Annotated in this window: 22 protein-coding genes and 1 tRNA gene; 13 read left to right on the top strand and 10 right to left on the bottom strand. The window is 41.2% G+C overall.

What is annotated here, in order from left to right; translation table 11 throughout:
• Window positions 1–14: 14 nt before the first annotated feature.
• The gene (locus MCT08_RS16225) at window positions 15–7,511 is read left to right on the top strand and encodes an ankyrin repeat domain-containing protein (RefSeq protein WP_274678876.1); all 7,497 of its coding nucleotides are present in this window, start codon (window positions 15–17) and stop codon (window positions 7,509–7,511) included.
• Between the two features lie 70 nt (window positions 7,512–7,581).
• On the opposite strand, the gene MCT08_RS16220 is transcribed toward MCT08_RS16225, so the two are convergent.
• Both MCT08_RS16220 and MCT08_RS16215 read right to left on the bottom strand, forming a co-directional pair.
• The gene (locus tag MCT08_RS16220) at window positions 7,582–7,800 is read right to left on the bottom strand and encodes an Arm DNA-binding domain-containing protein (protein WP_274672711.1); all 219 of its coding nucleotides are present in this window, start codon (window positions 7,798–7,800) and stop codon (window positions 7,582–7,584) included.
• A gap of 12 nt (window positions 7,801–7,812) precedes the next feature.
• Window positions 7,813–8,025 (bottom strand): hypothetical protein, encoded by a 213-nt coding sequence (locus tag MCT08_RS16215; protein WP_274672712.1) that lies wholly within the window; start codon window positions 8,023–8,025, stop codon window positions 7,813–7,815.
• Between the two features lie 133 nt (window positions 8,026–8,158).
• On the opposite strand from MCT08_RS16215, the gene MCT08_RS16210 reads away from it, so the two are divergent.
• Window positions 8,159–8,371: a helix-turn-helix domain-containing protein gene (locus MCT08_RS16210; protein WP_274672713.1), complete on the top strand. Its 213-nt coding sequence runs from the start codon at window positions 8,159–8,161 to the stop codon at window positions 8,369–8,371.
• A 207-nt stretch (window positions 8,372–8,578) separates the two neighbouring features.
• Here MCT08_RS16210 and MCT08_RS16205 read toward each other — a convergent pair.
• Window positions 8,579–8,653, bottom strand: a tRNA-Gly gene (locus MCT08_RS16205).
• Between the two features lie 219 nt (window positions 8,654–8,872).
• On the opposite strand from MCT08_RS16205, the gene MCT08_RS16200 reads away from it, so the two are divergent.
• Both MCT08_RS16200 and MCT08_RS16195 read left to right on the top strand, forming a co-directional pair.
• Entirely contained in the window at window positions 8,873–11,227 is a 2,355-nt protein-coding gene (locus MCT08_RS16200; protein ID WP_274678875.1) for a fatty acid cis/trans isomerase, read from the top strand.
• 34 nt (window positions 11,228–11,261) lie between these two features.
• Complete coding sequence (locus tag MCT08_RS16195; protein ID WP_168524685.1) at window positions 11,262–11,432, top strand: hypothetical protein; 171 nt, start codon at window positions 11,262–11,264, stop codon at window positions 11,430–11,432.
• Between the two features lie 92 nt (window positions 11,433–11,524).
• Here MCT08_RS16195 and MCT08_RS16190 read toward each other — a convergent pair whose 3' ends face one another.
• Complete coding sequence (locus MCT08_RS16190) at window positions 11,525–11,968, bottom strand: RNA-binding S4 domain-containing protein (RefSeq protein ID WP_274679078.1); 444 nt, start codon at window positions 11,966–11,968, stop codon at window positions 11,525–11,527.
• A gap of 187 nt (window positions 11,969–12,155) precedes the next feature.
• Window positions 12,156–12,767, bottom strand: a complete 612-nt coding sequence (locus MCT08_RS16185; RefSeq protein WP_274678874.1) for a glutathione S-transferase family protein — start codon at window positions 12,765–12,767, stop codon at window positions 12,156–12,158.
• A 105-nt stretch (window positions 12,768–12,872) separates the two neighbouring features.
• On the opposite strand from MCT08_RS16185, the gene MCT08_RS16180 reads away from it, so the two are divergent.
• On the top strand, window positions 12,873–13,460 hold the full coding sequence (locus MCT08_RS16180; protein ID WP_274678873.1) for a TetR/AcrR family transcriptional regulator: 588 nt from the start codon (window positions 12,873–12,875) through the stop codon (window positions 13,458–13,460).
• Entirely contained in the window at window positions 13,454–13,846 is a 393-nt protein-coding gene (locus MCT08_RS16175; protein ID WP_274678872.1) for a PPC domain-containing DNA-binding protein, read from the top strand. Before MCT08_RS16180 ends, MCT08_RS16175 begins: the two co-directional genes overlap by 7 nt.
• Window positions 13,847–14,246: 400 nt before the next feature.
• Here MCT08_RS16175 and MCT08_RS16170 read toward each other — a convergent pair whose 3' ends face one another.
• From MCT08_RS16170 to ohrR, 3 genes are all read right to left on the bottom strand, one after another.
• Entirely contained in the window at window positions 14,247–15,008 is a 762-nt protein-coding gene (locus MCT08_RS16170) for an EAL domain-containing protein (protein ID WP_053312068.1), read from the bottom strand.
• A 142-nt stretch (window positions 15,009–15,150) separates the two neighbouring features.
• Window positions 15,151–15,666, bottom strand: coding sequence for a lipocalin family protein (locus MCT08_RS16165; RefSeq protein WP_053312067.1), 516 nt, complete (start codon window positions 15,664–15,666; stop codon window positions 15,151–15,153).
• A gap of 129 nt (window positions 15,667–15,795) precedes the next feature.
• Window positions 15,796–16,239: a transcriptional regulator OhrR gene (gene ohrR / locus MCT08_RS16160; RefSeq protein WP_274671862.1), complete on the bottom strand. Its 444-nt coding sequence runs from the start codon at window positions 16,237–16,239 to the stop codon at window positions 15,796–15,798.
• Between the two features lie 145 nt (window positions 16,240–16,384).
• Between ohrR and ohr the strand changes: the two genes are divergently transcribed.
• From ohr to MCT08_RS16135, 5 genes are all read left to right on the top strand, one after another.
• Window positions 16,385–16,807: an organic hydroperoxide reductase Ohr gene (ohr, locus tag MCT08_RS16155; protein WP_053312065.1), complete on the top strand. Its 423-nt coding sequence runs from the start codon at window positions 16,385–16,387 to the stop codon at window positions 16,805–16,807.
• A gap of 280 nt (window positions 16,808–17,087) precedes the next feature.
• Complete coding sequence (locus tag MCT08_RS16150) at window positions 17,088–17,381, top strand: hypothetical protein (protein ID WP_274678871.1); 294 nt, start codon at window positions 17,088–17,090, stop codon at window positions 17,379–17,381.
• A gap of 3 nt (window positions 17,382–17,384) precedes the next feature.
• Window positions 17,385–17,684 (top strand): hypothetical protein, encoded by a 300-nt coding sequence (locus MCT08_RS16145; RefSeq protein ID WP_274678870.1) that lies wholly within the window; start codon window positions 17,385–17,387, stop codon window positions 17,682–17,684.
• Between the two features lie 202 nt (window positions 17,685–17,886).
• Entirely contained in the window at window positions 17,887–19,491 is a 1,605-nt protein-coding gene (locus MCT08_RS16140) for an ABC-F family ATPase (RefSeq protein WP_420918601.1), read from the top strand.
• 158 nt (window positions 19,492–19,649) lie between these two features.
• The gene (locus MCT08_RS16135; RefSeq protein ID WP_172532702.1) at window positions 19,650–19,982 is read left to right on the top strand and encodes a PBPRA1643 family SWIM/SEC-C metal-binding motif protein; all 333 of its coding nucleotides are present in this window, start codon (window positions 19,650–19,652) and stop codon (window positions 19,980–19,982) included.
• Between the two features lie 275 nt (window positions 19,983–20,257).
• Here the strand turns inward: MCT08_RS16135 and MCT08_RS16130 are convergent, their stop codons facing one another.
• Window positions 20,258–20,506, bottom strand: a complete 249-nt coding sequence (locus tag MCT08_RS16130; RefSeq protein ID WP_053312061.1) for a DUF3297 family protein — start codon at window positions 20,504–20,506, stop codon at window positions 20,258–20,260.
• Between the two features lie 326 nt (window positions 20,507–20,832).
• On the opposite strand from MCT08_RS16130, the gene MCT08_RS16125 reads away from it, so the two are divergent.
• Window positions 20,833–21,906: a GGDEF domain-containing protein gene (locus tag MCT08_RS16125; protein WP_274678869.1), complete on the top strand. Its 1,074-nt coding sequence runs from the start codon at window positions 20,833–20,835 to the stop codon at window positions 21,904–21,906.
• Between the two features lie 73 nt (window positions 21,907–21,979).
• Here MCT08_RS16125 and MCT08_RS16120 read toward each other — a convergent pair whose 3' ends face one another.
• Window positions 21,980–22,966, bottom strand: coding sequence for a GGDEF domain-containing response regulator (locus tag MCT08_RS16120; RefSeq protein ID WP_274679077.1), 987 nt, complete (start codon window positions 22,964–22,966; stop codon window positions 21,980–21,982).
• Window positions 22,967–23,102: 136 nt separating this feature from the next.
• On the opposite strand from MCT08_RS16120, the gene MCT08_RS16115 reads away from it, so the two are divergent.
• Window positions 23,103–23,540: a DUF3069 domain-containing protein gene (locus MCT08_RS16115; protein WP_168524698.1), complete on the top strand. Its 438-nt coding sequence runs from the start codon at window positions 23,103–23,105 to the stop codon at window positions 23,538–23,540.
• Window positions 23,541–23,603 lie beyond the last annotated feature (63 nt).

Here is a 23,603-nt window from a genome sequence, read left to right as displayed (position 1 = left end):
TCCTACCCGTTCTGATGACTCTGACCTCAGCGTATACAAATGCATCAGAACAAATTAGTGCATCTAAGCAATCGATAGAGTGCCCGCAACCCTATGAGCTCGAATATGCTTTAACCGAGCTGATAAGCAGCAATCAGATAGCTACCGCTAAAAGTATCGTAGAGTCGTGTTCTAACGATCAATTTATGGCCGAAAAAGGCAGCTTGTTTGTTAAACAAGCACTGGAAGTATCAAACCAACAATTTGCTCGATTTCTCATTGATAATGGTGCTGACGTAAATAAGCCTTTCGGTTTTGGCGAGTTCCTCCTTAGTTGGGCAGTCGAGCAAAGTGATTTCGACGCAGTCCAGTTTGTTGTAAAACAAGGCGCAACCGAACTGGCGCAGTTTCGCTTTGAGCACATCGCCCAACAGCCTTTAAGAGATGGTCAATCAGAGATAGCTCGCTTACTAGTAGATGCGGCTGTAGATGCCGAAAATGCTAGTGCACTTCTTCTCGAAGCCACCAAGATGAATGATGTGCAGCTTGTCGTCGAAATCCTATCTACCTATCAAATCGACCTTTCAAACACTTCAGATTTCAACTTTTCACTAACCGTCAGTGCAGCGTTAGACTCCACAAACTTGGAGATTATTGGGCAGCTTTTGGAGCATAACCTCTCTTTGGAGGGCGCCTACGGAGCTGAGCCCGCTTTTAATAAAGCTGTCGATCAAAAAAACAGTCAACTTATCGTTGAGTTCTGTTCAGCTGGATATACAGAGATAAAAAATGCTTTTGCTGAAGCAATTACGCAACAAAACTCCGAATTCGTGATGTTATTGGGTACAGAGTGTCTTGTTGAATCGGAGAGAGCCTCTTTATACTCCGCCACAGCGTTGCCCATGCTAAAACACCACAATCAGGAGCTCGCAGACAGCTACTTTTCAGTTGGCTTTGATATCAACAGCCCAATCAACTATTCAGCCCCCGCGCTTCATCAAGCCGTTGCTTTAGGGGATCTGTGGCAAGTAGAGTACTTACTAAATAAAGGGGCAGACACTCGCACCCTCGAGTATAACGACCCACTTATATCGCAAGCGATCAGAGGAGAAAGCGAAGCCCTTGCAGTGCTGTTAGCTAGGTCCGGTGCACCAACCATCAAAACCGGGGATTACAACCCTACTCAGCCTATAGATTTGGCTATCGACTATGGTATGGCTGAGTTATATGCCTATCTACTCGGCTCCGGGCTAACGCCAGTTATGACTTATGCAGAGAAATGTGACCTGGCAAGAGATGGCGGTGATCTTAGACTATTAACGGGTTGTGCTCGGCATGGATATCTCGACGACCTCAACGCCTATTTAGGTGGGGCCTTGTTAACGGCGGCGGAATCTGGTGACACTGATACGATTCAAATGCTTCTTGACTCAGGCGTAAATGCTGACTTTCAGGGTGAATACCAACAAACCGCACTATCCATCTCTGCTCAGAAAGGAAATCAGGAAGCGTTCAGCATGTTACTTCCTTATGATTACCCAGAAGCACTGATCGAAGAAGTTTATCGAAGCGCCGTTCGGCAGCACACTCACTTTATCACTCAACTCACAGAACACGGATATACGCCACCCATTGATCTAATCCCAGAGGCGGCGTACTGGGGAAATATCGAAATCATCCATCAACTCGTCAAGCAAGGTGCTGACATTAATCAAATTGATGAGCAAGCAAATTCAGCACTCCATCGCCTGACCCAAGGACTTCACTTTTCCCTCAGCAATGAAGACTTAGCGGATTATCAACAACAGCTTATCAATTTAGGCATAGATACGAGTTTGGTTAATGTTTCTGGAGACAACGCACTTTCGTTATGGTTAAGCGAGCCAATATCAGAAATCACTCCAGCTGCGATGGCTCTCATTAATCAAGGTGGGCAAATCCCGAAGGACAAAGCATTAGACTATTCAACCTTGCTTACTCATTTACTTGAATTAAAAGATGAGGCGGCAGTAGTTGCTTTGTTCAGCGCAGGGGTAAGGTTAGGTGAGAGTAACACAAATGGCGGGCTGCTAATTTTTAAAGCTATCCAAACTAAGCAGTTTGCACTGATAAAACCTATGCTGACATATGGCGCGTCGTCAGACATGGTGGACCCTAAATCTGGTTTATCGACCCTCCACTATGCGGCGCAAGTTGCACCCGATACTGTAGTCAAACTTCTTCTCAAAAACAGCAACAATATTGATCAACGAAGCTTGAACACCGAAGGTAAAACGCCACTGATGATTGCGATGGAACGTGGAGACAAGGTCATTATCGATCTGTTTTTAGACTCCGGTGCCGATCTCTATCAATTTGATAATCAAGGAAACACCGCTCTCAGCCATTTAAGCCCCACCGCCGATCAATCCCTAGTGGCTCAATTGCAGGAGCTAGAAAAACAACTGCGACCCGCGCCTTCCATTTCGCTTTATGTGAGCCAACTTAGTAATATCAATACCCCACCAATTACAACGTCACCGAGTGGAAAGCTCGCCATTAGAGTACAAAATAATGTCATGGAGCTGTGGGATGAAACCAGCAATCGAGCACTGAGGAAATTGGCGCAATCACAAGACCAGATTTCCGACCTACTTCTAACCGAGTTCATTCGAGAAGATCAAATCCTCTACATCTATGAAAGAGACGAATATGCCACCATCATTGATGCGTACAGTGGTAAAACTGTCAAAAAGCTTTACCCATTTATCGATAAACGACCTGATTACGGATTAGGTAGTGACAGAATTCAATCGGCAGTCTATGAGGATAGTTCAAAGCAATTGATTCTCTCCACCCAATATAATGTGACCCTTATCGATACTCACCAATGGCGGCTTCTTCACCAATGGAGCATGAGTTTACGAGAGGTGGCATTTTCCCGTCACTCTAACACTATAACTGGATTCCAAAATAAAGATCTCGTCACGCTCAATGTCCCTTCTAGTGAAACAGTCTATGACAGCTCAATAGAAATTTTCGATCAATTTTCAAAAAGAAAAGTCAGTAATATTAAGTATCTGGCTGCCAACCAATTCGGTATCGCAATATCAGCACAAGGGGACAATGACGATGTTGATAGCGAAGTTATTCACATTTGGGACACAACGAAAGGAGCGCTTAGCAATACATTAAACACAGAAAGAGGGGAAGTCGTCGCACTAACTTTTCTACCCGACGGGGAGTATTTTGTTGCGCTTCACAAAGACAGCAATGCCGAAAACCAAGATGCTGTAACCGTCTGGTCGGTTAATACGCAAGAGCTCGTATGGGAGACGTTTCTAGAGCTTAACTTCATTCGAGCAGTTACGATTAATCAAGATAATCAACTACTTGTTCCAGTTGGAAACCACGACATTTGGAAGTTTGATGCACTAACTGGTGAGATCGTCAATAAATTGCGCCTCCAATCCATGGATAATATGCGATTTGTTAAGTCTCTTAATGGAAATTATCTAATGATTAGCGATGGCGTTTCTATTGAAGTATGGGATACATCCTCCTCATCTCTAGTCGCCAACAAATCGGTATCCGATTTTCAATTAGCACCAGACTCTTGGTTAACCTCTATAGATTTTAACAAGGTCGATCGCATCGCTGCTATCAGCAACACCAACGAAATCGTGTTACTTAATTCAGACGATCTTTCTGTGGTGTCCACACATCAACCTCTCACTAACACCAAAGCAACAAGTAACTGGATCGACGCTGATTGCCGTCACTCGCTGCAATTTACCTCGCAAAATTCGATTATGACCAGTTGTTGGAATGAGGGTATCTACCATTGGAACATAGATGAAAACCTTGCCATTGTCATAGATGAAAAAGAGCGTTCAATAACGGATGCATCACTTTCGGCTGTTACAATTAACACCAATCATCAGCAGTTAATCGGCGCATATGACGATCACTCTATAAAAATCTGGACGCTACCGACACTAAGCGATAGTCAATCAATATATTACGACTATGACACTCGGCTAGAAGTCACCGCACTCGCCACAAAGGGAGATAAACTTTACTCAGTATCTCACGATCGCCGAGAGCTAAGAGTTTGGAGTGCAGACAATCAACAATACTTAAAGCAGATGGTTAATGACAAGCATCAGCAGCAATTTGAAGGTATCGCATTGGCAAAAAGTGCCGACGTAGGCATCACATGGGATCGTTTGAACGAAGTACAGCTATGGGACTTGTCTACCGGGCAATTTCAGGCTGCATTTCAGCCGGACACCAGCTCGGTTGATATTATAAGCGCGGCAATATCGCCTACTGGTCACCTTGTGGTTATTGGGTTATCCAATGGCGTCTCAGAAGTTTGGAATACAGAGAATAAAGCACTTATCCGCAGGCTACCAAAGCGTAAAAACGCAATATTCGACATCACTTTTTCCGACGATGGTACAACTATTGCCCTTGCCTCCTCACATACAACACTTTGGTCAGCCCATACTGGCGAGCACTTAGCCACTCTTAAAACACCTCGTGGTCACGCTGAAAAAGTCTACTTTAACGAAAAAGCCGATCAACTCATCGTGGGCTACCGAATAGAGATAGGAGAGCAGCTTGTCCCCCACCACTACATTCAATATTGGGACATTGCGAGTACTCAAGTGACTGAACAGCTGGACAACGTCCAACTCGCTACCAAAGATACCACTTCCGATAAGTTAATCATCAAAGATAGTAGTAACCAGCTCTATGTTAAGCAGATCAACTCTGAACCGCTCTTAATCGGTCGCTCTGATGCGCGTCAGCATAACTATCAGCGAACGGGATATCAGCTGACAGGCAATCACCTGTTTTTGTCCGAAGATGATCACTTGCGTAGACTCGATATCAGTAGTGGTATCAGCCGTTATTTTGATGTGCTTATCCCAACCAACAAGTATGAAGATAGCCCGCTGTATGATGCCTACTACAGTGAAGATAGAGAGTGGGTACTGCTTCGCGATAAATCAGAATTTCATTTTTACCACACAGGCTCTGGGAGTCTGATCGGATGTACCTCGGGCCAGATAAACAACCTACTGCAGTTTGGCTTTGACGAAACTACGCAAACACTTTTTATCAAGGACGCCATCTTAGGTGAATCAATAGCCACCTTATCTAGTAGTGAATGTCTTCCTCTGAGTAGCAATTTATCGAACCCGGACTACACGCCACTCTATCAATCTGACACTCAACCTATACAGCGCTATCAAACGCCATTAGCGACCTTCACTGCCGTAAGCGATAACAAGCAGACCATGGTGTTTGTCAAAGATAACAAAATTCGGAGCTTAGATTTAACGACAGGGAAACTATTCGAGCCCATATCAACACACTCGGGTATATCGGCAATTTCACTATCTAATGACGGGCGATATGTGGCGGCCTTTGGTTTTGACTCACTTGTCACCCTGTTTGATATCAACTTGCAAACCAAACTAGGACAGTTTGAAGCAAGTTACATGCAGCCTGAAGACATGGCCTTTACGAGCGATAATCAGCGATTAGTGGTGATCAGCACTCAGGAGGCTGAAGTCGTCACTCACTGCGATAGAATTTGTACCGATGAAGTGATTCGTGTTAATCGAAGTATACAAGAGTACGACATAAACACGTTTGCAGTGATTTCAGAGCATATTGGGAACGACTCTCCTTTCTCCATCGAGAAGCATCATATCTCTGATGATCGCTATATAAAACCTATGCACTTTGACTCCTATACTAGGTACACAGATAACAGTAAGTTTCAATTGGATGATACATGGGTAGTTGAAGGGCTCAACTCCCATGAGCTGTCCATAATCAACACTCAAACGGGAGCAACATATCAACACCATGTCAGATCAAACGCGTATGAGCATGAAGTAAAGCAAGTGGTCATCCTCGAGGAAGGCGAGTTCGCATTGATCGTCGACTACGCTCTTAGAGCGGTGTTGGTTGATCTTACCAACAGCACAGAGGTCGCCAACATGATGGTATACCCTGATAATCGCTGGATATTGTTTGATAGCGAGGGCCGCTATGACAGTAACTCTCCAGGTAGTATTCCCTATGCATCATGGGTTGCAAGTGACAACTCTTTACAAGCCATGCCTATTGAGCTTTTCTTAAATCAGTATTTCGAACCAAGGCTTTTGACCAGAATCCTGAAGCGAGAAGCGTTTCCCGAAATTAGCGCCATCGCTGAGCTAAATCGAGTTCAACCATTGGTTGAAATAACAGACATCAGGAACAACCCATCTCAACCTAGCCAGATCGATGTCTCGTTGAAGGTCACGAATCAAGTTAGAACATTAAGACAAGCCGGCAATGAGTTTGAACAAGCTTCTGGGCTCTCTGGCATTAAACTATTTAGAAATGGGCAACAAATTGGTTACATCGATGAGACACAACTTGATGCGGTCGACGCGAATCAAAGTTTCACTCATACTTTCGCAAACATACCAATATCGACGGATTCCTACCAAGGCGAGGTTAAATTTAGTGCCTACGCGTTCAATAGTGACGGGGTCAAAAGTCTCACCGCAGAGGCCACTTTTAAGAGCCAAGGGCCTCCACCTAATCAACAAGCAAAAGCTTATGTATTCACTATTGGTGTAAACGAATACCAAAGCCCGCAGTGGAACTTAACTTATGCGGCAGAAGATGCGAAAGCGATAGCAAATACAATCTCTAGTGGATTAGAAAACCAAGGAAACTATGAAGAAGTTGTCTCTATTCCGCTCATCTCGGGCCAAGATGGGTTGCAGCCAACCAAACGACATATACAAACTGTGCTGGATTTACTATCAGGTAAAGCGGTCGAAACAAAACTAAAAAAGCAGATCCCCAATTGGCAGCAAATATCCAAGCTTACACCAAACGACATGTTGTTTCTGTTCTTTGCCGGGCACGGCCTATCTGATAGTGGTCAGTTCTATCTATTTCCTTACGACATAGGAGATACCTCTAATAGTAGAGAGATAGATAACACTTTATTGTCTAAAGCAATCAGTAGCCTTGAGTTGGACCATTGGATGAGAGACATAGACGCGGGGAACTTTATACTCGTCATTGATGCTTGTAACTCTGCAGCAAGTGTACAAGGAGAAGGCTTTAAGCCAGGGCCAATGGGCAGTAGAGGCTTAGGCCAACTTGCCTACAACAAAGGAATGAAAGTTCTTGCAGCGAGTGAAGCTGAAGCCGTCGCGTTGGAGAGCGCAGAGCTCAAACATGGCCTGTTAACCTACGCGTTAATCGAAGAAGGCATTGGAATGTCACTAGCAGATAGCTCACCCAGAAACCGCAAAATAAACAGTAAAGAGCTATTAAACTATGGTCAAACACGAGTTCCCGAATTGCATACCGCAATATACAGTGGGAAAAACGCCTTTACTGACAGCCGTGGTTTCAACCTAACAGTCAGAAAAGAGAGTCGAAAAGAACTCATCTACGTACAAAAGCCTCACTTATTTGATTTTTCTCGTTCGCAAACTGAGTTAATTTTAAGTACTACCAATTAAGCTACTGTGACAGTTCAAACCGGATCGGGTGTTGTGCCTCGCGCAATACCCTATTTTGTTGCTTTTTAATCTAGGACAACTTTGCCACTACACTACAAGGGCTTTTCGGAAAGTAGGAGGTATAGTCAAAGGTATCCAGAAAAATCTCTGCCTCTATCCTTTTTAGTAGCCGCTCCAATCGGTTTCGATTGGCTTTATTATCATGTAGTTGTGTTTGTTCTCGACAACGCTGACCTCGATAGCGAAACTGAAGAACAAACTTGCCATTTCGAACGTTCAAAACCCCCATATTCCCTCCCCCTTACAAACCAGTGATTAATGATTGCATCGAAACACCGCTAAGCATTTCTTCTTCTATTCTTTCCCAAATGAAGAGTATTTTTCTACCACCGAATGGACGGATGTAATGTACTCCCTCAAACAGTACACTGTCCTTTAGCTGCTCTCTGATCACTCTTTCGTCATACTTGATTAGCTTTGAGAGCTCTGACGTTGTCAAATAGGTATTATCCACCGTACAATCTCCTACTGAACTAAATATCTTTCAAAAGAGCTTAATACTCTCCTGCAGAACAAAATGTGTCATAAGAATTCTCTTTTGCAAGCATTTTTAATCTACAGCAGGTCATTTTATACAGGAGAAGACCATGTTGAAGTGCCACTTATCAAAAATCATGGGCGAGAGAAAGCTAAAAATTTCTGATGTATCACGCGATACGGGCATTAATAGAGGCACTATTACGCGTTTGTACAATGAAACTGCTACCCGCGTAGAATTGGAAGTGATTGATACACTATGTGGCTACTTTGATATAACTGTTGCAGAGTTATTCGAAAGGGTCTCTCAAAACAGTAATTAGAAAAAGTAGTGATGAGCTGACGACTATTACGCTTAAGCGCATTTAACGTCACCTAGTACCCTTCACCAATGGTGGACACCGAATTGGCCACCATTTGGCCACCGGCATAAAAGGAAACGTTTTGAGCTTGAATTTCAGACACAAAAAACCACGCAATAAAGCGTGTCATTTCAATCAGTTAAATTTTAGGGTAATCAGATAAGAGATTGGAGCGTACTGCGGGAATCGAACCCGCATCATCAGCTTGGAAGGCTGAGGTAATAGCCATTATACGAAGTACGCTATGTCGTGAAGACCTAGCTAATATGCCACATCTAACTGAAAAGAAAACCCTTTTTTTAACGAAAAACATCTAAGTGAACATTAAACAGGCAAATTTCATTTGATCGATTAAAAATTGCGCTTAACTTGTTTTGAACTGCGGTTATATTAAACACCGTCAGTGGCATGTTCTGTGATTATTTGCTTTAATAACCACACATTCTTTAGATATTTAATCCTATGCCATTTCGTCGACTTCTTATTGTTACTCTTGTTGCGCTGTTTTCAGGCTGTGCAATGTACGCTGGTCTTAATTACGACCAATTATTTGGTGAGCCAAAAGTTCAAGCTAGGCAAACGCCTCTGGATTCTCAACACGCAGAATTCTTCTTAAATCAAGTTAAACCGATTATTGATAATCGCTGTGTTGTTTGTCACGCCTGTTATGATGCGCCTTGCCAATTGAAAATGTCTTCCGTGGAAGGTATCGATCGCGGCGCGAGTAAAGATCTCGTTTACCAAGGCACTCGCCTAACCGCATCGAAGCCGACCCGCTTGTTTGAAGATGCTGAATTTACTCAACAATGGCGAGACTTTGGCTTTCACCCTGTGCTGAACGAACGGGACCAAACCCCTACCGCCAATATGGAAGCTGGTTTAGTGGCAAAGCTACTAATGCAAAAAGAAACTCACCCGCTCCCTTCACAAGCTCAGTTAGAAGGGTTTGATTTTTCAATAGATAGAGAACAGATTTGCCCAACTATTGAAGAATATTCAAAATACGAAAAAGACTACCCAACGTGGGGAATGCCTTATGGTATGCCAAACCTAAGTGATCATGAATACAATACATTGCTGGCTTGGCTAAAAGATGGCGCATTGATGAACGCGCACATACCGCTAACGGCAGAACAATCCACACTTGTCGATCAATATGAAAAACTGTTGAACTACAGTGCCAGAAAAAATCAGCTGACGGCTCGCTACATTTATGAGCATCTATTTCTCTCACACCTCTATTTCTCTGAGCTTGCAGAGCAACCTAGGTTCTTCTCATTAGTCCGTTCAGCGACTCCCCCTGGTGAACCAGTCAAGCGTATTAGTACTCGCAGACCTTATGATGACCCAGGGGTAGACCGAGTTTATTATCGCTTAATACCAGAACAGGACAGCATTGTTGATAAAACACATATGCCCTATGCTCTAAACAAAAAACGGATTGAAGATTGGAAAACGTGGTTCATTGATGCCGATTATCAGGTAACTGAGCTACCGAGCTATGATGTTAAAGTTTCGGCAAACCCAATGACGGCTTTTGATGCGCTTCCCGTTAAAGCTCGCTTCAAATTTATGTTGGATAACGCTCAAAATACGGTCATGGCCTACATAAAAGGTCCTGTATGCCGGGGGCAATTAGCACTCAACGTAATTAACGACCGCTTTTGGGTTTTCTTTATTGACCCAGAAAAAGCCGATTTACCGGAAGTTAACAATTTTTATCGTTCACAAAAAAACAATTTAGAGCTGCCAGGTGAGCTTGAAAGTAATACCTTACCAATTCATAGTTGGATACATTTCTCCAAACAGCAAGCACGTTACTTACAAGCAAAATCTGAGGCGAGTAATCAGTGGTTCAAAAATGGTGAAAACCTCACAACCGATATTCTATGGACCGGCGATGGTGTAAACCCTAATGCCGCACTCACGGTGTTCCGTCATTTCGATAGTGCCTCGGTTGTACAAGGCCTAGTTGGGGAAAAGCCCAAAACGGCTTGGATTTTAGATTATGCGCTGCTCGAACGAATTCATTATTTATTAGTGGCAGGGTTTGATGTTTACGGTAACTTTGGTCATCAGCTCGTAACACGAATGTTCATGGATTTTCTGCGACTTGAAGGGGAAAGTAATTTTCTCTCACTTTTACCTCGCGACGTGAGACACAAAGAGCACTCAGATTGGTATCAAAATCAAAGTAAGCATTTAAGCGATTACTTACTACGAAATGTTGCTCCATTTGATCAGCCTACTGGTGTTGTATATCACTCTGAAAACCAGAAATCTGAACTGTTTGATATGCTCAAAGAAAAACTAGAACCTGTACTGTCTGATCGTTTTGATATCGTCAACACTGGTTTTTCTCAACAAAATGAATGGTTACTTTCGGGGATCAATAAGATAAAGGGAGAAGGCTTACTTTCAATACCCCAGGTCACCATGATAATGATCAAATCAAAACAAGGGCAAGAACAGTTATTTACACTGCTACATAACAATGCGCACACTAACATTTCGAGCTTATTCGATGAAAAAAGTAACCGCGACCCGAAAAATGATGATTTGACCATAGTCAGAGGTGTTCTAGGTAGTTATCCCGAGGCTTATCTGTCAATGGAAGAAAAAAATATTCCTGAATTGGTTGAACGCCTAACCAATATGCGAAGTGAAGAAGATTACGTTAAGCTATTAGATAGATTTGCAATTCGTCGTAGCTCACCAGACTTTTGGCCATTTAGCGATAAAGTTCATGCTTGGTATAAGAAAAATCAACCTATCGAATTTGGTTTACTTGACTACAATAGATTTGAGAATAGATAAAAATCGCTTAATCAGTGGATACAGGAGGTGCGCGATGGCAATACGAGATAGCATTGAAGCACTTGAACAGCAAATTTATGTTGCATGCTCAGAAGGTGACTACGAAACGGTTAACCAGTTAGAGTACCAATTGGAAGTGCTACTAAGTAAAGCTGATCACCCTTTCGACGACGAGTCACCATTAGATGATGATAAATGGCGTTGAAAATTAATAAAGGGAGCATTTGCTCCCTTTACTATATACGCCACAGTAAGCGCACCTTTCCAATTAGACACTACAGCTTGAAGTAATACCAATCAAAAGAAATCAATTGAATTGCGTCCGCTCTCTTTATCTCTATGGATTGGGGATGATTCTTTTTGCTCTTTTTTACGGCTTACTGTTGATTTCTGTTCTTTTTTTGACTTCGATTTGGTTTTCTTTTTAGGCACTTCACTTACTACTGATTCAGCTTTTTCCGATGGTCGCTCTGATACAGGTTGGTCACAAATCACAACATAGTATTCTTGGTTAAATTCAAAAAAGTCTCCATCGTACATTTTACGACGCTTTCTTGTTTCCAATTCACCATTTACCGCGACATAGCCATCACTAATAAGGTGCTTTGCTTGGCCTCCACCATCGACCAAGTTGGCGATTTTAAGCACTTTGTAAAGCTCTATTGGTTGCACTGAAACATCAATACCAATAGCTTCTATTTCGATTTCTTCTTCATCGAAAGTTTCTATCTCTTCGTTCATCATAACTTCTTAATCATGTTTTTCGCAAAGTGTAATGGTAAATCCAAAAATTAGAAACTATTGTTATCAGCTTGCAAGTGCACTGAGAGCAATAATGTAGTGTATATGCCATACCCAAACCACTTGTGATTATAAGTTCCTTCGCACACAAAGGTGACATTGTCACTCAACCCAATTACTCTATCGCTTACTGAAAGGATGGACGCTGATTCAACGCTTCAAACCAACGGGCAATGTTTGGGTAGGTCTCTAACACATTAAGTTCCAGTGCTTTTTCTGCAAAACCTACGAATATAAATGCCGTTATATCCACGATAGTAAATCTTTCAGTCGCTACATAATCTGAATCAGACAAACGCTGGTCTAAAATAGGTAAAAATGACGCAACTCGATGCTTACTTTCATACCCCCACTCGGATACGCAAGTTTCACGGTCTTGATAAATTCCCGATATATTACGGAATGCTTGAAATGCTGCGTACAGGCCTTGAAATTCAACAACTCGGTGCCACATTTCTACTTGGGCTTTATCTAATGCGCTGTCGCCAAATAAGGATGAATCATTTTCTTTAATCGAATCAAAATATCGACAAATTGCCACGCTTTCGCAAATAGTCTCACCACTATCTAGCTCTAATAATGGCACCTTACCGTTTGCACTCTTCTGTAAGAATTCTGCAGACAAGTTATCTCCTTCTCTGACATTCACCTGCTCTCGAGGGACGTCTAAGCCTAATTCTTTAAGAAATATGCTTACTCGTCGACAGCTTGGTGTTGGCGCAAACTCATACAGTTTCATCTAATATCCTTTTAATTACTTTTTCAGAACGTTCGTTTAGGTTAGACTCTACTCGTTTTATAAACGATCAGTCAAGAATGTTTTTTGTTTTAAGAAGTGTGGTATATGGCACGTAAAAGTAATTTTGATAGAGATGAGAAACTGCTCGCGGCAATGCATCTGTTTTGGCAAAAAGGTTATGCTAATACTGCGATTTCAGACTTAGTAGACACGCTGAAAATTAATCGGTTTAGCCTCTACAATACTTACGGAGATAAACAAAAACTCTATTACGAGGCGATCGATAAGTATCTAGAATCAGTATCTCTTCCCCCAATCAATGTGCTCAATCAAACCACGGCATCAATGCCAGAACTTGAGCTGTTTTTAAAAAACTTTGCTCATTTACAAAGGCTAAATAGCTGCGGATGCTTTATGCAAAATGCCGTGATTGAGCATGCAGGCGAAGACGATTATGTTTTGCAAAAAAGCAAAGAACTGTTTGATGGCTTACTTGTGGTTATTACCAATGCCCTGAAAAATGCGCAAAATGAACAACAACTCCCCCATTCCTTACCCGCGAAACACATCGCGCATTTAATACTGGTACAAATGCAAGGTATGCGGGTTATGGGCAAAGCGCAACGTCATGAGGATTTGGAAAACGCTTTAGATGCGTTGTTAGCGCTATTGAGAGGAAATACAGCATGTTAAAAGTGACAGCATCACGACTAACTCGAGGGCATGATCTCAAGCAGTCTATTGCTACATTGGTGAAAGAGCATAAGATCCAGGCAGGTAATATTGCTTCATGTGTAGGATGTTTATCTGAGTTAAAAATTCGGCTAGCTGATGGCCAATCGACCCTGTATCTAGCAGAGCCATTTGAGATCATCTCATTAGGCGGCACTCTAACCAATGAGCATTTGCATCTGCACATTGCGGTATCAGACAGCAAAGGAAAAATGATTGGAGGTCATCTTTTAGATGGTTGTGTTGTAAATACAACGGCAGAATTGATATTACATTCATATCCCAACCTCGTATTCGATAGAGAGTTCGATCCCTCAACACACTACAGTGAGTTGGTGATAAGGTGACAGAATAATTGATGAGGGAAATAACCAATCATTGACACATTATCAACAAGAGTTACAAGCGATGACTTCCTCATATCAAACAAATTATGCAGCTCGCAAAACTGACCGTATCGTTATGACTATTCATATGCAGCAAGCGTACATCAGCCCTTAGAGTGAATTGGATACATTGCCCATTTGAATGAATTTGATATCTACGATGCGTTTTATAAAGTGTGGTAACCACAAACGGCTGTGAATATTCATCCATCGACAAACTAACTTTCTCTTATCGACAAAAAAGCCCAATCCTATTGGTGGCAACTGGGCTTTTTTCTGCATGAATCAAACAACAATGTAAGCTACGTTCTTTCTCATCAATGATAGAGAGCAACATCAACCATCGTACTCTCTTTATAATTCAAGCAAATGTTACCTCAGGTAACGATTCAAAACCTGGTTTAGCAAAAAAGTACCCTTGCATTAAATCTACGCCAGCTTCCATTAACCAAACGAATTCTTCTCTTTTTTCAATACCTTCGGCCAGTGGGGTTATATTTAGATCGCTGAATATTGCTAAGCAATGCTTAACAATGGATTGACGTGTTTTATCTTGATGTATATCGCGCACCAGTCCCATGTCTAATTTAATAATATCCGTTTGGAAATCAGCAAGTAGATTAAGTCCAGAATAACCAGAGCCAAAATCATCAGTCGCTGTTTTAAAACCAAGCGTTTGATAGTATTCTACCACTCGTTTGACATGAGAACTGTCTTCGATTTTTTCCACTTCGGTGAACTCAAACATGATTTTTTCAGTTGGGAAATTATACCGTTTAGCTGCTTCCAACGTTGTGCGAATACAGCGTTCAGGCTTGTAGATAGCGTTGGGCAGAAAATTAATACTAAGTATTGAATCAATACCCAGCTTTGACGCCAGTGCTATCGCTTTAATTCGGCATTGTTGATCAAACACATAGCGATTATCATCATTCACTTGAGAAATAACCGAATAAGCTGATTCGTTATTTAATCCACGTACCAGAGCCTCATAGCCAAAAATGGCTTGAGTTCTACAATTTACTATTGGTTGAAAAGCCATCGTAAAATCAAAGCCTAAATGGCTTGCTTCAGAACAATTACTGCAAAACGCTCTTTCACATTCCACTTGCTGTTCATCCATTATACTGACCTTATAGTTATGTTATTAGAATAAAGCCTAGTAGGCGCTGATAATTTATTCAACTAACAGATATATTTAGAGAAAATCATTTAACTTTCCGTTTATCATAGCCTTCACATCGCTCATTTAAGAGCAAACTCACCTATTTATGCTCAACAAAAATGATGCTTGAAGTATCAAAACCACGCTCTTGAGACATATCGATAAATTTCTCAATCACTTCAGGTTCTACAGATGGTGTTCTTGCCAAAAGCCACAAATAATCTGTATTCGGTCCAGAAATGAACGCATATTGATAATCCTTCTCATCCAATTCAAATACAACATATGAACCATAAAATGGTCCAAAAAAAGAGACTTTTAGGTAGCCTTCTGAATCGCTATTCACAAAATAGGCTTTACCTTCAGCCTCTTGCCATTCGTTATTAGCTTGAGAAAATCCACGATTCAGTACCAGGACACCACCATCGCGTCTAAGACTGTACTCTGCTGTTACCTGAGTCAGTCCCCTTTCAAAAGAGTGATCAAGCCTAGCAATCTCATACCATTTACCTAAATAGTTATCGAGCTCAAAATTGGCCACCGGCTTTACCGAGTCTGGCATACCTAAGCAGCCACTAAGTACTAGTGTACTAATCATTAATAATATTTTCTTCAAGCTACCATCTCCTATTAAGTATCATTGACAGCGAGCAAACATTAAATACATACCACTGCATTGCCACACTACCGATGGTTTGATTTTTGATTATAACAACTTACTATGAAAACGAGTGAGTAAGTGAGATCAAGCAGTGAGATTTGCAAGTAATTTTTCGCAGTCGCTTTTCAGTTTTATAAGTTCTTCAATATTCATCTTAGACATCCCCATCATCTCTACAGGTATTGTTTTTGCTTTTTCACGTAATTCAGTACCCAGCTCAGTGACTGAGATAATTCTAATCCGTTCGTCTTCTTGGCTACGAGTTCGGCTTACATACCCTTTAGTTTCCAAACGTTTTAGCAATGGCGTCAAAGTCCCTGAATCTAGGTGTATCCTACGACCTAGCTGTTTTACATTGATTGACTGTTCTTCCCAGAGCACCATCATCACTATGTACTGCAAGTATGTCAGATCAAGTGTTTTCAGTAGCGGTTGATATGCCCTTCCCATTGCATTAGAAGCACTGTAAAGCGCAAAACAGACTTGATTATCCAATCTTAGATACTCGTTTTGTGTTGATTTTTCCATCTCTACTACTCACAAAAAACATTAATTGTGCACAATATACTTGCGCGCTCTCAAACTTTCAATTAGTATCATCCCAACAAAGATTGCGCGCAATATAATTGCTAGCAATTTTAAATATATCAATATTACAAAAGGAAGAACAATCATGGCAGCACTTTACACCACCTCAGCAACCGCATTAGCAGGTCGTAACGGCCAAGTTACTACCGATGACAATAAATTATCTTTGGCCTTGAGCTACCCGAAAGAAATGGGGGGAACTGGAGAAGCTACTAACCCAGAACAGTTATTTGCTGCTGGTTACTCAGCGTGTTTTTCAAACGCGATCTTGCATGTTGCACGTGAAATGAAAGTAGCCATTAAATCAGCACCAACAACCGCAACTATTGGTATTGGTCCAAACGATAAGGGGGGGTTCGCCTTAACAGTTAGCCTATCTGTCGAATTGGAATTAGATCAAGAACAAGCTATCGCTTTAGTTAATACCGCTCATCAGGTTTGTCCTTACTCAAACGCGGTACGTGGAAATATCGATGTACAGCTAACGGTGAACGGCGTAACACTTTGATTAAATGAGAACACGTAGAAAGAAGGCTCCGAATATTGTTCTAATGCCGATCAGTTAAGACTTTAATCGGCAGATCAGTTGAATGATCCTACCTTTATGTAAAAATCCGATAGACCTTGTTTATCGGATTTTTTACTAATAGCCCCACTCGCTTTTATGCGCTTAATTTCATTGCTTTACATATAAGCGTTAACAAATCATCACCTATAGTTTTCCCTGGCTGCAACTTCAAGTTGTTTGGGTATATACTCATTTTGGGGTTAGTAATGAGCCAATTTTTATGCAACGGGAAACCACCTATGTAATAACGTCAATGTTTGTCGTTTTAGTCATATCTTTCGATGCTAGAGGTGAGTTATGTAGCGAACAGGTTTGGAACCAGACGATAAGTTCACAACACAGAGTGGATGATTGGTATAATCGACATGCTGAATCATTTAATGATTTATTGCTGATTTACAAGCAGCACATCTTCTTGCATAAAGAGTTTACACAAGATGAACTACATGCCCTTTGGCACCCATCAAAAATCGTATTCAATGAAAAGCTTGAAAGCCATATTTTGGCTACGTAGAATATGCAACTCTCTCTTACGAAGGAACACTTAGAGTTAGAAAAAGGCTATGCAGCCGTTACTCAGCAGGAACAACAATGGCGCTCATTGAATGAACACTGCGCGCAATCAGGTTCAAAAATAAATGCTCATTCAAGTATGCGTTACGTTGTATCAAACCAATCCCTAAAAACAGATATTGAAACGCTAATCAGCAAAATCGACACACTTAAAATGATCTATAAGCAGGAAGAGATAGCGCTGCTTAGTTCAAGGGATCAAGACGCTCCACTCTCTATACCAATGGAAAGAATTGACCATTGATTTACAACCCCTCTCTAAATTGATCTAACTAAGTCAAATGCAGAAGATTTGAGTCGTTACTTTTTCGTGACCCGCATCTCACATCTGTCATTTGTTTAATAAGTCTGTATAATCCGCCAGCTATTCATTCTTTCTTTAAATTTTGTTGATTTGGCATCACACAAACCGTGATAGACCAATCTTAATGCCTAGGAATATTTCGTTGATATCTACCGCTAACATCACCATGCAATTCGGCGCCGAGCCTTTATTTGAAAACATTTCTGCTAAATTTGGTAACGGTAACCGTTACGGTTTAATTGGAGCCAATGGATGTGGTAAATCAACGTTCATGAAAATTCTTAGTGGCGCGTTAGCGCCAAGTTCAGGTAACGTTTCTATTACTCCTGGACTAAAATTGGGCGTGTTAAGCCAAGATCAGTTTGCATTTGAGCAATACAACGTAATCGATGTAGTGATCATGGGGGACCGTAAGCTTTGGGAAATCAAACAAGAGCGTGACAGAATTTACTCTCTGCCTGAAATGAGTGAAGCTGATGGCATGAAAGTCGCCGAACTAGAAAGCGAATTTGCTGAAATGGACGGCTACACAGCAGAAAGTCGCGCGGGTGATATTTTGCTGCAAGCTGGCATTGAAGAAGAGTTCCATTTTGGCCTGATGCAGCAAGTTGCTCCTGGTTGGAAACTGCGCGTACTGCTTGCTCAAGCACTTTTTGCCAATCCAGATATCCTGCTGTTAGATGAACCGACCAACAACTTGGATATTCATACCATCAATTGGCTGGAAGAAGAGCTAAATCAGCGTAAATGTACAATGATCATTATTTCGCACGATCGCCACTTCTTGAATTCAGTTTGCACTCATATGGCAGATATCGATTACGGTGAGTTACGTATCTACCCTGGTAACTACGAATATTTCCTTGAAGCATCGGGCCTGATTCGTGAGCAATTGTTAGCGAGCAATGCGAAAAAAACAGCAGAAATTAATGAACTACAGGATTTCGTCAACCGCTTTGGTGCGAACGCATCAAAAGCAAAACAAGCAAGTTCTCGTGCTAAGAAGATGGATAAAATCAAACTCGATGAAGTCAAATCAAGTAGCAGAATTAGCCCATCGATCGATTTTGGTGAAGGTAAAAAGTTGTATCGCCAAGCTCTAGAACTGCGAGATTTAGGCCATGCATTTGGTGACGAATTATTATTTGAAAACGGAAATTTATTGCTTGAGGCTGGCACTCGTTTAGCGGTAATTGGCGAAAATGGTGTTGGTAAAACCACCTTGTTACGCTGTCTTGTTAAAGAATTAGAACAAACTCATGGTACAGTTAAATGGTCTGACAATGCGTCTATCGGTTACTGTCCTCAAGATAGTACAGCTGATTTCGATAATGATTTAAGCATCTTCGATTGGATCTCACAATGGCGCACAGCCAAACATGATGACTTGATGGTGCGAGGCATTTTAGGCCGCTTACTATTCACCGCTGACGATGCTAATAAAAAAGCAAAGAACTGCTCCGGTGGTGAAAAGAACCGCTTATTGTTTGGCAAGTTAATGATGCAAGATATCAATGTGCTAGTCATGGATGAACCGACCAACCACATGGATATTGAAGCCATTGAAGCGCTAAATAACGCGCTTAAAGTTTACAAAGGCACACTGATTTTTGTCAGCCATGACCGTGAATTTGTTTCATCTCTTGCTACCTCAATTATTGATGTAAAAGACAAGCAACTGGTTCATTTTCAAGGTACATATGATGAATACCTTTCTCATCAATTAAAAATGTTGACGGTAGCCTAAGTAACCTATTTAACTAAAAACATTAACAAAACGCCATTGACCACATAAAAGATCAATGGCGTTTCTTATATCTTGTACGATGCTTTATATCTGTACTCACTATGACTGTATATAATCATCATATCAGGCCAATCGCCTTAAATATTAATGAGTAAACAATGTCTAAATTATTTTTCAAAGGTCGTATAGAAACGCGTCAAAACCATGTTCTTTCTGGCTACAATGTAAACCGTGACATTAAAGCTGGAACTGAAGAATCTCCGATTTCTGTAGTAGTAAAGACTGAAGAACGAAAAGCTGAAATTGAAAAACTAGTCTCTGAACATTCAATTATTGCCAATATTGTTGTTGATACTGGGAGAGAGGAAAATACCGTTGAGCTAGATACACTGCTTAATAAACCCAAAACGATTACGTTTGAAAAGACCCCTAACCGTAATGATCCATGTATTTGTGGTAGTGGCAAAAAATATAAGAAATGCTGCGCTTAAATTATACCTTTCCTATTTGAATCGGCTGCGGTGTTTGCTGGCTACCTTTGCTCAAACTTCCATTAATAGCAGATATTTTCCGCTCTAAAAATGCAATACATGATGTACAAAAAGCCCATGTATTGCATATATCCCCTTTCTACTTGAAGCCGCAGCGGTGTTGGCTACGTTTGCTCACCCCACTCGTATAGTTTATCTATGCTCATGGGGATTCACTCACTTGCCGCCTACCTGCAACTCCAAGTGGTTTGGGTATAGATAGCCGTAAATTCTACTTATTTATAGAAAGCTTCCACTTCACCTTTCAGTTTGATCAACATTGGTTGACCGAAACGATCTTTCGCTTTAGGTGAAGGGATTTTTACCCAACCTTCACTGATGCAGTATTCTTCAACGTCTGTACGTTCTTTACCGTTAAGACGAATACCAATATGGTGCTCAAAGCACTCTGCCACATGATATGGACTGCGAGGGTTGCCAGCAAGGTGATCTGGTAAAGCTGGTTTAGCGTTATTGTCGCTCATATTCATAACCTGAAGTATGTAAAAAGTGCGCTATTGTAGACTGAACTGCACCAGCAATACTAGACACTTAACTAAGCGATATTTTGTTGTTCAAAGTTGACTGGGCTTAGAAACCCAAGAGCACTGTGTCTTCTAGTTCGATTAGAATCAACCTCTATGCACTCGAAGATCGCTTGGTTGCCATTCTGGTATCCATAGACCGCCTTGAGTACTCCTATGACCGTGCCAATGTGCAGACCTCGGTGCTTTTTCTAGCTATGAGCTTTATCGTTGGCTATGGTTTTTATCTTTTACCTTAAGGTATAGTGTCTCCAGTATGAATAAAGGTGACGAAAACCATTGTGCTTAGTTATGGATTAGAAAAATGGCTTGGAATAAGCCATACCGATAAAGACTTTAGAGAAAGTTCATTTGTTTTTATTTCTCTTACTGTATTAACATCGATCTTGGCTTTTTTTGTTTACTACAATACGATTATTGTGCCAAACCAATTGTTAGCCATCATTCAATCGATAGGAATAGGCTTGTGCTTTCTAAGCTATTTTTTCTTATGGCAGAGTCGAAATTCTAAAATTGCTGCAACCATTATGGTCTCGGTGATGACGACGATAAGTCTGTTATTCATTGTTGGCACAGGCCACAGTGAATTTGCTTTGGCTTTCTCTTTTTTAACACCCATTGTGGCGATTTTTGTTCTTGGCTACAAAATTGGTTCAGTATTCAGTCTCGTTAATTTTGTTATTGTTGCCTACATTTGCCTGACCGAGATGCATCACTGGCTCCCTGTTTCATTTGATACCATCAGTTTTATTCATTTAACGATTATCTATTTATTCCTATTTTCAATTGCTTATTTCTACGATTCTGGTCGAAAACAGACCATGGCACAGTTAGAAGAGTCTAATCGTCAATTATATATCCTCTCTCATACCGACGTGTTGACCCAATTATTTAACCGTCGCCATATGGAAGCATTGCTGCAAAAGCAGCATATTCAGTGGATTGCGATTGTCGATATTGATGATTTTAAATGGATTAATGATCAATGCGGGCACGATATTGGAGATCAAGTATTGGTGAAAACGGCTCGTTTACTGGAGGAGAATATTAAAGACGTTGCTCAAGTAGGCCGTTGGGGTGGAGAAGAGTTTTTAATTGCCTTCACCATCACTGACTACAAGACGGTAGAGCATCATATTCAAAAACTTCACCAATCTATTGCACAGCACAACTTCGGTATTAGACGCTCAGTTACAGTAAGCAGCGGAATAGCACTTCATCAAGAGGCGCTAAAAACCACTACTTTTCGTCGTGCAGATGAAGCGCTGTATCAAGCGAAAAAATCAGGAAAAAACTGTTTTCGCGTTGCTATTGGTCTAAATGACATAAAACCTAATTAACTCTGTTTAATGTTCAAGAACACTGCTGTGCACCATTTGTCATTCAAGAATAGAGCCCATCGGTGGGTAAAGATTACGTTGCCGATAGACTTAGCAATTTGTCGGTAACATCAGCGACGATAAAGCGGTTTCTTCCTTGATGTTTAGCTTGGTATAAAGCTTCATCGGCTAAGCAATAAATCGATACAATTGATTCATTTCCCTTCGGGATGAACGTTATAACACCCTGTGAAACCGTGACATGATCTGTTGTTTGACTATAAGCGTGAGGATAATGGATATTTTCAATTTCCTGTTGAATACGCTGAGCGGCAATTTGGGCCTGCTCAATGTCTGCATGACCAATTAATACCACAAACTCTTCACCGCCATAGCGCCCCACATATTCACCGGTACGGGAAAATAACTCATTCACCATTTGTGCTAGGGTAATAAGGCACTTATCACCCTCAATGTGACCATAGTTATCGTTAAACGGTTTAAAATGGTCAACATCTAACAAAATCATCGTGATAGGAAAGTGGTATCGACCATGTAGGCTAATCATCTCTTTAAGCTTGTCATCCATAAAACGTCGGTTAAAAACTTGAGTTAGCCCATCCTCATTTGCTTGCTGTTGCAATACTTTGTTGAGCTCTTCGAGTTTCACTGTCGCATGCTTCAATTCTCGTCGCATATTTGCTATACGCTGCATAGCGATCAATTTAGAATTGAGCACCAATTTATCCACCGGTTTGATGAGGTAATCATCGCCACCAACGTCGATAGCTTTGGCGATTATCGACGGCTCATCATGGCCACTAAGGAAAATGATTGGCACCCATTCATGATATTGCTTGCGAATTTTTTGCGAGACTTCAAAACCATCCATCTCTGGCATTGAGATATCAAGCAACACTAACTCGGGATCAAATTGAGAATAGATATCCAAAGCCTCTTGACCACTACTCACAGCTTCGACGCAATGACCAAGTTGCTTAAGACGAATAGCGAGCTGCATTCTATCGAGTTGCACATCATCAACCAGCAAGATCCTCATTGAAGAACCCGAACTTTTCATCACAACTCCACCTGTTTTCATCTATATGCCTACGTATAACACAGATTTATCTGCTTTTATCGATTAATTTTGCGCACAATATTGACTTTTCGCCATAAATTTTTAGCATGTCATTTTACCCTAAAGAGATACCTTCATGTCTGAAGTAACCCAAACCGAGCAACCTGTAGTGGACTTAGAAACCATTTCACCAGAACTGCGTCAAGTAATCGAATTTGACCAAGTACCAGAAGCGATGTACTACATGGTGACGTCTATACATGAAGTATCTGAAGAAGCAGTACGTGAATCTTGGAATTCTCTACCTGCCAGTGCCCAAAACGTATTGGATAATTTTGAACAATTCCATGCGTTAATTTCTGTCAGCCAAGCTTTTGCTGGTGTTAATGTGATGGAAGAATTTCCAACACTGAACTTACCAAAAGAGATGAGTGACCAGGACAAAGAAGAATACCGCACGCAACTTCTTGACCAAGTGCTGCACAACTGCGTTAAAGACATGGTTAAGCAGATCAAGAAAGCACGCCGAGATCCAATCCTAAAGCGTGACTTTAAAGAAGTATTTGCAAAATAAGTACTTGAAGTTTAATTCAATGAACCAAAGCCGTCATTCATATTGACGGCTTTTTACTTTGTC

This window comes from Vibrio aestuarianus, from assembly GCF_028858425.1.
GTDB classification, from domain to species: domain Bacteria; phylum Pseudomonadota; class Gammaproteobacteria; order Enterobacterales; family Vibrionaceae; genus Vibrio; species Vibrio aestuarianus.
Note: the sequence above shows the minus strand (reverse complement) of the source record. Positions and strands in the feature narration are given on the sequence as shown.